7 protein-coding genes are annotated in these 8282 nt (G+C 70.7%); 1 reads left to right on the top strand and 6 read right to left on the bottom strand.

The genetic code is table 11. The features are described 5' to 3' along the window. The first annotated feature begins 152 nt into the window (after nucleotides 1-152). A complete protein-coding gene (locus tag ACFZA0_RS14070; RefSeq protein WP_391015331.1) occupies nucleotides 153-755 on the top strand; it encodes a GNAT family N-acetyltransferase in 603 nt (200 codons plus the stop codon). Nucleotides 756-776: 21 nt separating this feature from the next. On the opposite strand, the gene ACFZA0_RS14065 is transcribed toward ACFZA0_RS14070, so the two are convergent. The 6 genes from ACFZA0_RS14065 to ACFZA0_RS14040 form a co-directional block, all read right to left on the bottom strand. Beyond that, nucleotides 777-2381, bottom strand: coding sequence for a TraM recognition domain-containing protein (locus ACFZA0_RS14065; protein WP_391015329.1), 1605 nt, complete (start codon nucleotides 2379-2381; stop codon nucleotides 777-779). Between the two features lie 15 nt (nucleotides 2382-2396). Beyond that, entirely contained in the window at nucleotides 2397-3821 is a 1425-nt protein-coding gene (locus ACFZA0_RS14060; RefSeq protein WP_391015326.1) for an ATP-binding protein, read from the bottom strand. A gap of 7 nt (nucleotides 3822-3828) precedes the next feature. Then, nucleotides 3829-5388 (bottom strand): SCO6880 family protein, encoded by a 1560-nt coding sequence (locus tag ACFZA0_RS14055; RefSeq protein WP_391015323.1) that lies wholly within the window; start codon nucleotides 5386-5388, stop codon nucleotides 3829-3831. After that, nucleotides 5385-6719, bottom strand: coding sequence for a hypothetical protein (locus ACFZA0_RS14050; protein WP_391015320.1), 1335 nt, complete (start codon nucleotides 6717-6719; stop codon nucleotides 5385-5387). Before ACFZA0_RS14050 ends, ACFZA0_RS14055 begins: the two co-directional genes overlap by 4 nt. Continuing rightward, on the bottom strand, nucleotides 6709-7566 hold the full coding sequence (locus tag ACFZA0_RS14045) for a hypothetical protein (RefSeq protein ID WP_391015318.1): 858 nt from the start codon (nucleotides 7564-7566) through the stop codon (nucleotides 6709-6711). Before ACFZA0_RS14045 ends, ACFZA0_RS14050 begins: the two co-directional genes overlap by 11 nt. Before the next feature lie 261 nt (nucleotides 7567-7827). Further along, nucleotides 7828-8136 (bottom strand): hypothetical protein, encoded by a 309-nt coding sequence (locus ACFZA0_RS14040; protein WP_391015316.1) that lies wholly within the window; start codon nucleotides 8134-8136, stop codon nucleotides 7828-7830. Between the last annotated feature and the right edge of the window lie 146 nt (nucleotides 8137-8282).

The raw sequence follows: 8282 nt of genomic DNA, 5'->3' as shown, positions 1-8282 counted from the left end.
AGCTAAGCCTTTCAGCGCCGATGGTACTGCAGGGGGGACCCTGTGGGAGAGTAGGACGCCGCCGAACAATTTTTATGGGAGAGCCCCACACCGTACGGTGTGGGGCTCTTTCGCATTTCCGGAGACATTCTTCGGCGGCTACCGTGGCCGTCATGAGTACTGAGACCGGGACGTACACCGTCCGTTCCATACGGGCCGACGAATGGCCGGCCGTGAAGGCGCTGCGGCTGCGGGCGTTGCAGGACCCCGTCGCGCACCTCGCGTTCGTCGACACGTACGACAGCGCCGCCGCCAGGCCGGACGGCTACTGGCAGGAGCGGACCATCGGTGCCGCCGAAGAGAGCGTCAGCGCACGGCAGTTCGTGGTCGTGGCCCCCGGCGGTGAGTGGGTCGGCAGTGCCGCCGTGCTGGTCGAGGCGGGCGGGTCGACCGACTGGGCCGGGTTCGCCGTCGAGCAGGACCAGGGGCACATCGTCGGTGTCTACGTACGGCCGGAGTACCGCGGCCGCGGGCTGACCGAGCGGCTGTTCGCGGCGGCGCTGGACTGGGCCTGGGAGGCCGGCCTGCACCGCGTGCGGCTCATCGTGCACGAGGAGAACACGCACGCGCAGGGGTTCTACCGGAAGGCCGGGTTCCAGGCCACCGGTGTCGTCGTGCCGCTCAAGGGTCAGGACGGCCGGGAGGACGCCAGGGAGCTGGAGTTCGCCATCACGCGGGACGCGGTGCGCGAGGCGCCGGAGTCCGGGTCCGCGTGACGGAGGCGGGAGCGGGCGGGCTCAGTCGTTGAAGGGGAGCTCGTGGTGGGGCCAGCGGGCGCGACCCTGCTCCCGGGACCGGAGCAGGGCCAGGGCCGGCAGGCCCCGGTCCGCTCCGGTTGCCAGCAGCTCCGGGAGCTGGGGAAGGGGAGCCACCGCCGCGACGTCGTCGAGGACGAGCGTCAGTGGTGGGTCGAGCCGACCGGACGACGACCGTTCGGCCATGTGCCGGCCGCGCTCGACCACGCTGGAGACGAGGGCCGTCAGGAGGGGCATCGCGCCGGGATTCGCCCTCGGGTCCTCAATGGATTCACCCACCACGTAAAGCGTGCCCCGTTCGCCGACGAGGGAATCCAGGGCCAGGGCATCACTTCGGTTGGGTGTGCAGGCCTCGCGGACGTTGAGCGTGAACAGGGAGGCCAGTGCGCGGGTGGTCAACTCCTGCGCTATGTCGCGTCGTTCAGGGTGCGCGGTGAGGGCCGCCTCCAGTTCGCCCGCGGCGCCCGGGGCGGCCTTCGGGTTGGTGCGCAGCGCCCGTACCGCCTCCTGGACCTGGTTGCCCTGGCACCAGCGGTGGACGTGCCGGACGGTGCGGCCGTCGATCGCCGCCGCGTGCAGGTAACTGCGCAGCAGGGTCTCGGCGGTGTCGGCGACCGCCTGGTCGATCTTCGCCGTCGGGCGGACCGGGGCGAGGAGCCCTGCCGCGCGTGAGGCGGCCGTGGGCCTGTCCTCGCAGCCGGCGATGGGGGACCAGTGCAGGCGGGCCGGGGTGTCGCACAGGTGGGTGGGGTCGTAGAGGAGGACGGGGCCGAGCTTGGCGCGGCCGTCCTTCGTCTCCGTCCACAGGGCCGGGTCGGAGGTGACGACGAGGGCGGGGCCCTCCGCGCCGCGCACGGCCTGGGCGGCGACGGTGCGGCGCTCGTCGCGCGTGGCGACGTGGAGGCCCCGGTGGCCCGTCGTGGCGGTCGTGCCGGTGCCCAGCGGGCCGCTGCCGTAGGGGAGTTGGACGACGGGGTCGGGAGCGGCCGCCATGGCCTCCTGGAGCGCCTCCGCCGGTGCGGCGGGAGTCTCGGGGGCGGAGGCGGGCGCGGCGGCCGGTACCGCCGGTTCCGGCGCGGGGGCCGCGCGGGGCACCGGGACCTCGTGGCGCGCGGGAGCGGGGCCGGTCTCGGGGCGGGCGGCGGCCGACTCGGCCGCCGCCACGATGCGGGCCGCGCGGCGGCGGGCGCGGCCGGCGCGCCAGCGGGCGAGGGTGCCCATCACGAACACGGTGAGCACGACCAGGACCATCAACTGGCCGATGAACAGGCCCCAGAACAGCCCGTACCCGGAGAGCCGGCCGGCCGGGGCGGACGGCCAGGCGCCGGTGACGTCGTGCGGTGCGGCGATGAGGTGGCGCATGGCCTTGGGGGTGCCGGTGAAGGTGACACCGTCGGGCCAGGAGCCGTGGGCGAAGAGGCCGGCCAGGCCGGTGGCCGTCCAGACCAGCAGGGTCATGCCGATGAGGAAGGCGAACAGGCCGAGGAGCAGGCCGTCGGGGATGCCCTGTCCGTCGCCACGCCCGGCCCGTTCTCCGTGTCCGCCGCGGCGCGCGCGCCGGTCGTCGTAGTCGTCGTCCGGTCTCACGGTTGTCCCGTTCCGCTAGGCGACCGTCGACTCGGAGGAGTCGTCCAGGTCGGCCAGGTGCTGTTCCATGAAGGCCGCCGCGCGTTCCTCCGCCTCCAGTTCGGCGGCGCGCAGGGCGTCGTCGGCCAGGCGGTCGGCGGACGACTCGGTCATCGCGCGGTCGGTGAAGACCAGGGGACGTTCCGTCTCGGTGATCAGGTGCTTGACCACCTGGACGTTGCCGTTGACGTCCCAGACGGCGATGCCCGGCGTGAGCGTCGGGATGATCTCCACGGCCCAGCGGGGCAGGCCGAGGACCTTGCCGGTCGCTCTCGCCTCGTCTGCCTTCTGGGCGTAGATGGTCCGGGTGGAGGCCATCTTCAGGATCGCCGCGGCCTCCTTGGCGGCGGCGCCGTCCACGACGTCGGACAGGTGGTGGACGACCGCGACGAAGGACAGGCCGAGACGGCGGCCGAACTTCAGCAGGCGCTGGAACAGCTGGGCCACGAAGGGGCTGTTGATGATGTGCCAGGCCTCCTCGACCAGGAAGATGCGCTTCTTCCGGTCGGGGCGGATCCAGGTGTGTTCCAGCCACACGCCGACGATCGCCATCAGGATCGGCATGGCGATGGAGTTGCGGTCGATGTGGGACAGGTCGAAGACGATCAGCGGGGCGTCCAGGTCGATGCCGACGGTCGTGGGGCCGTCGAACATGCCGCGCAGGTCGCCGTCGACCAGGCGGTCCAGGACGAGCGCGACGTCCAGGCCCCAGGCCCGTACGTCGTCTATGGCGACGTTCATCGCCTCGGCCGACTCCGGTTCGGGGTGGCGCAGTTGCTCGACGATGTCGGTCAGGACGGGCTGCCGGTCGAGGACGGTCTCGTTGACGTAGGCGTGCGCGACCTTGAGGGCGAAGCCGGAGCGTTCGTCGAGGCCGTGGCCGAGGGCGACCTCGATGATGGTGCGCAGCAGGGCGAGCTGGCCGGTCGTGGTGATCGACGGGTCCAGCGGGTTGAGCCGGATGCCGTGGTCGAGCGCGGCGGCCGGGTCGAGGCGGATGGGGGTTATCCCCATCTCCTGCGCGATGAGGTTCCATTCGCCGACGCCGTCCTCGCCCTGTGCGTCGAGCACGACGACCTGGCGGTCGCGGAAGCGCAACTGCCGCATGACGTACGTCTTCTCCAGCGCGGACTTGCCGTTGCCGGACTCGCCGAGGACCAGCCAGTGCGGGGCGGGGAGCTGCTGCCCGTAGAGCTGGAAGGGGTCGTAGATGTAGCCCTTGCCGGAGTAGACCTCGCGGCCGATGATGACGCCGGAGTCGCCGAGGCCGGGTGCGGCGGTCGGCAGGTAGACGGCCTGTGCCTGGCCCGTCGAGGTGCGGACCGGCAGCCGGGTCGTCTCCACCTTTCCGAAGAGGAACGAGGTGAAGGCGTCGGTGACGACGGACAGCGGATCCCGCATGTGAGCCCTACCTCCGAATGCCGGTGGCGAAGGGGAGCGTGTTCACGAACGCGCGGTGGTGCTCGCGGTCGCACCACTCCAGCTTCAGGTACGACTTTCCTGCCGAGGCGCGGATGGTGCGCTTGTCTCTCGCGAGGGCCTCGGGGGAGCGGGAGGACACCGTGATGTAGCCGACCAGGTTGACGCCGGCGGCGCCGCTGGCGAGGTCCTCGCCGCGCTGGTCCAGGCGGCTGTTGGCGGCCACGTCGCGGGGGTCGACGGTGCGGTTCAGCTTGGCGGCGCGGCTGGCGTCGGCGACGTCGTTGGTCTTCTCGGTCAGCATGCGCTCGATGGCGATCTCGGTGGGTTCGAGGTCCATCGTGACGGCGACCGTGCGGATGACGTCGGGCGTGTGCACGAGCAGCGGGGCGAGGAAGTTGACGCCGACCGGTGTCATCGGCCACTCCTTGACCCACGCGGTGGCGTGGCACCAGGGGGCGCGGGTGGTGGACTCGCGGGTCTTCGCCTGGAGGAACGTCGGTTCCATGGCGTCGAGTTCGGCCGGCCAGGCGTTGCGCTTCGTCATCGCCTGGATGTGGTCCATCGGGTGGTCCGGGTCGTACATGGAGTGGATCAGGGACGCGAGGCGGCCCTGGCCGAGCGGCTGCCGGACCCGGATGTCGGCCTCCTGGAGGCGCGAGCAGATGTCGGTCAGCTCGCGGGCCATGACGATGGCGAGACCGGCGTCGCGGTCCAGTTTGCGGCCGCCGTGCGGACGGGCGGCGCGGGCCATCGCGTGGGCCTCGGCGGAGAGTTCGCGGTTGAACTGCATGCACGCGACGAGGTAGGCCCGGTGCTGCTCGCTGCTCGTCGACACCATCGACTGGAGCTGGTCGTACGACTGCTGGAGCCAGCCCGGGGTCTTGTCGTCGCCGCGCAGGGCGACGTCCTTGGCGTGCGCGTCCGGGTCGGCCGGCAGGGTGCGGGCGAGCATCTGGATGCGGGTGACGAAGCCGTCGCCGTTGGCCACGTGCTTGAGCAGGGTGCCGAAGCGGTCGACCAGGGCCTCCTGGTCCTCGGAGTCGCGCAGGCCGACGCCGGGGCCCTCGATCTCGATGGCGGCGGTCACGGTCCTGCGGTCGGCGTGCAGCAGCACGGCGATCTCGTCGGGGCCGAAGGGGGCGGCGAGCCAGTTGATCCGGCCGATGCCGGGCGGCGGACCGACCTCGACCTCGCGCCCGTCGAGCCCGGTGCCGGCCTCCATGACGCTGGAGCGGTAGGCGGTGCCGCGCTTGAGGCTGCGCTTGTACGAGCGGTTGATCTCGAACCACTTGTAGAACGTGCGGTGCTTGTACGGCACGTAGACCGCCGCGAGGGCGATCATCGGGAAGCCGGTGAGCAGCACGATGCGCAGGGGCAGTACGGGGACGAGGAGACCGCACATCATGCCGAGGAACGCGCCCGCGATGATCAGGGCGATCTCGCCCGTCTCGCGGTTGCGTCCGACGATCGCGTTCGGCCGCGCGCGGCCGATCAGATATGTACGGCGGGGCGTGACCACGTGGGACACGTGGGACTCGGTCGTCAACGCCCTTCACCTCCCGTGCGGTTGGAGCTGCTGTTGCGGTTGTTTCCGGCGTGGGGCGAGTTCATGGGGCTGCCCTGGCGGGGCGGGGGTGCGGCGGAGGGGACAGATCCGCCGCCTCCGTTCGACCCTCGCGAGCTGTGCGCGGCGACGCCGCCGCTCACGGGGTTGGCGGGGCGCGGCGGGGAGGACGACTGGCCGCCGCCTCCGCCGCCGTTGTTGTCCGCACGGGAACTGTGCGTCTTGATGCCCTGGGCCACCATGTTCGCCGGGGAGCTGATGACCGCGGCGGCCTTGTTCTCGGCGCCCTGCATGATGCGGTTGTTGCGCCCGCCGGCGATCTCGTCCCCGAAGCCGGGGACGAAGCGGTAGATCATCGCGCTCGCGAAGATGGCGAGCAGGATGATGGCGAGGCCGGAGACGACGGCGGAGAAGGAGTCCGGCCCGCCGTCCGTGGACAGCGCACCGGCCAGGCCCAGCACGATCACGATGACCGGCTTCACCATGATCACGGCGATCATGATGCCCGCCCAGCGGCGTACGTGGCCCCACAGGTTCTTGTCGACGAGGCCCGCGTAGACGACGGTGCCGAGCAGCGCGCCGACGTACAACAGGGCGGCGCGGATGACGAGTTCGAGCCACAGGACGCCGGCGGCGAGGATCGACACGAGGGAGACGACGATCAGCATGATCGGTCCGCCGCCGACGTCGTCGCCCTTGTCGAGGGCACCGGAGAAGGTGCCGAAGAAGGTGTCCGTCTGGTCGCCGGTCGTCTTGGCCAGCACGTCGGTGACGCCGTCGGTGGCGGAGACGACGGTGTAGAGGATCAGCGGGGTGAACGCCGAGGCGATCACGGTGAGCCAGAGGAAGCCGACGGCCTCGGAGATCGCGGTGGTCAGCGGCACACCGCGCACGGCGCGCTTGGCGACCGCGAGCAGCCACAGTACGAGGGTCAGGATCGTTGAGGCGGCGAAGACGACGGCGTACTGCTGGAGGAACTTGGCGTTGGTGAAGTCGACGTTGGCGGTCTCCTTCACGGCGTCGCTGAGCTTGTCGACGGTCCAGGACGCGGCGTCGGCACAGCCCTTCGCGAGGGAGTTGAGGGGGTCGAGCGTGCTGTCCGTCGTGCCCGACGTGCCGGTGGAGCCGCCGGTGGAGGAGCTGCCTTTTTCGCAGTACTTCTTGGCGGGGCCGACGATGTAACTGCAGTCGTCGGACGCCGACGGCGAAGGGGAGGGTGCTGCCATCGCTCGCGTCGCGAGGAGGACGACGGAGGTCTGCACGACGGCCAGGACGGCGGCGGCCCTGCGTACGCGGTGGGACTTACCGGGCATACGTGAAGCCTCCGAACTCCTCGAGAGCCTTCGAGATCACATCGGACGACGAGACCTGGTTGTCGCCGTTGACCGGTGTGGGCCCGTCCTTCTGGGAGAAGGCGTCGACCTTCCAGTCGTCGTCCGACCACTGCAGATGCAGCGTCATCGTGAACCAGTCGTTGCTCACCGGGGTGGTGGAGGTCTCGCCGGTACTGCCGAAGACTCCCGTGCACCAGACGTCGACGGTGGCGTCCGTGTCCGCGTAGCCGGTCGTCTTGGTGCCGACCGGGGTGGTCCGTGAGACGTAGGTGCTCTCGCCGGTGGGGTTGCCGTTCGTGTCCAGGCCGATGTCGCTCAGGAACTGCGCGGAGTAGGCCTTGTCGAACTTGGCGGTCATGGCGGCCTGCTGGTCGGCCGCGAAGACCTGCCGCACGATCTCGGCACGCCTGGTGGGCTTGAGGATGTCGGCCGAGACGAGGACCACCGCGTAGTTCGCCGCCGCACTCTCCGCACCCTGTTGGGTGTGGGCGAAGCCCGACGGGATGCCGGTCGCGTCCGTCGACCTGACCGGGTCCTCGCCCGAGGGGGCCGTCGTGGAGGCCTTCGGGGCGGAGCCCCCCGCGCCGGAGGCCGAGCCGGAGTCGTCGCTTCCACGGTTCGCGAAGGCGATCGCGGCGACCAGGACCACCACCACGCCGACGACCGTCACCAGACCCCGGGACGAGGATCTGCCGCCGCGCCGCTGGCTGCCGTAGGGGTCGCTGTCGCGGTCGGGATACCGGGTGCGGGTCTGGCCCGAGCCGCCGTAGCCGCCGGTGTCGCCGCGGCCGGAATCGCCGTAGCCGTTCTCGTCACCGAGACTCATGCGCCGAACGCCCCCTCGACGTCGTGCGGAATCACCGCGTACCGGACCGGTCCGGACGGGCGTCCGGATTTCCGGAACGCGTAGAAGTACGACGGTAGCCGTCCTGGCTCCCGTGCGGGCGCGGTGTGGTGACTGGACATCAGGGAGACGCAACCTCAGCCGGTGGGCACGACGGGCAGGTGGGGTGGAGGGACCGGGCACGCCCGGACGGTTCGGACTGACGGTGCGTGGAGCGCCGGGTGTGCGCCGGTGTGCGCCCGGCTACACGGCCATGCCGTACACGATGGTGAAGAGCGTGCCGAGTGAACCGATGATGAAGACCCCGGTCAGCCCCGCGATGATGAGGCCCTTGCCCTGTTCGGCGCTGAAGGTGTCACGCAGGGCGGTGGCGCCGATGCGCTGCTTCGCGGCGCCCCAGATGGCGATGCCGAGACAGAGCAGGATGGCCACGGCCATCACCACCTCGACCATCACCTTCGCCTCGTTGCCCAGGCTGCCGAAGGGGCCCCAGTCCGGAGCGATCCCGCCGATGATGGTGTTGATGTCTCCCTTGTCGGCTGCGAGAAGCATGTAAGTCACCGCCCCTGTCGGGTAGTTCCGCACCCCCTGCCTTGGCGCAGAGGTCAAAGCTCATTGTCGCCGACGATGGCACCTGTCGATGTCGACTTGGCGTCATTGATTGGCCGGTTTCGTACGAACACATCGTCACCTGTCCA

The organism is Streptomyces sp. NPDC008150, assembly GCF_042956945.1.
Classification (GTDB): Bacteria; Actinomycetota; Actinomycetes; order Streptomycetales; family Streptomycetaceae; genus Streptomyces.
The sequence above is the reverse complement of the archived record's forward strand: the minus strand, read 5'-3'. Positions and strand labels throughout refer to the sequence as shown.

What these genes read in the sequence shown, in the direction of transcription:
- ACFZA0_RS14070 (WP_391015331.1), top strand. Translation starts at nt 153, where the DNA reads ATGAGTACTGAGACCGGGACGTACACCGTCCGTTCCATACGGGCCGAC.
- ACFZA0_RS14045 (WP_391015318.1), bottom strand. Translation starts at nt 7,566, where the DNA reads ATGAGTCTCGGTGACGAGAACGGCTACGGCGATTCCGGCCGCGGCGAC.
- ACFZA0_RS14050 (WP_391015320.1), bottom strand. Translation starts at nt 6,719, where the DNA reads ATGCCCGGTAAGTCCCACCGCGTACGCAGGGCCGCCGCCGTCCTGGCC.
- ACFZA0_RS14060 (WP_391015326.1), bottom strand. Translation starts at nt 3,821, where the DNA reads ATGCGGGATCCGCTGTCCGTCGTCACCGACGCCTTCACCTCGTTCCTC.
- ACFZA0_RS14040 (WP_391015316.1), bottom strand. Translation starts at nt 8,136, where the DNA reads ATGCTTCTCGCAGCCGACAAGGGAGACATCAACACCATCATCGGCGGG.